A 634-nucleotide genomic window follows, 5' to 3' on the forward strand; every position below is an offset into this window, starting at 1 on the left:
TTTGGGCGCAGGCGTCAAAAACGGCGGCATCGTGCGCGTCTGGCTGTGAACCGGATTTCTGCGACCGTTCACCTCCTGCGCAAAGAAGTCGAGATGCTCGTCGCTCAAGCCGAATTCGGCATAGAGCAGAGCCATGCGCTTTGAGTAGTCGTGCACGGCACAGTACTCATCATTCGGCATCAGCGTCAGAACGGTGCGATCCGCCTCCCGCAGGGCTTGTTGGTGTCGAGCTCCAGCTTGCGGCAGGCGAGTTCGATTTCCGTACGAATGACGGCGGCAATGAAGCAGATGGCAAGCTTTGCCTCAATGCGCTGATCGTCATGCACGCGCGTTACGTCCGCTCCGAGCTGAGACTTCAATGCGCTGAACTGCTTCTCTGAGATGTCGCGGTAGTCATAGATCTCACTGATCCTCTCTGCGGGTAGATCTTCCGAAGAGGCGATGGCATTAAAGCCATGACGGTCAATAGATTCCTGAAGCCGTTCAGTGCAGAGCTCTACAGCGGGAGCATCCTCGGTTCCCGTCAGCTTCAGATAGGGCTTCATGTCGGAAGCAATTTTGAGCTTGCTGAGCTTCTTTCCGCCAATGATCTGAGCCTTGATGTCCTGCTGGCTCTTCAGCACCCGGGCAATGT

1 protein-coding gene is annotated in these 634 nt (G+C 56.0%); it reads right to left on the reverse strand.

Going from position 1 to position 634, the window contains the following annotated elements:
* Positions 1-185: 185 nt before the first annotated feature.
* Positions 186-634 (reverse strand): transposase (locus GBM95_RS11960; protein WP_152159285.1); only part of this gene is annotated, 449 nt, incomplete at its 5' end.

The organism is Sutterella seckii (genome assembly GCF_009183815.1).
GTDB lineage: Bacteria > Pseudomonadota > Gammaproteobacteria > Burkholderiales > Burkholderiaceae_F > Sutterella > Sutterella seckii.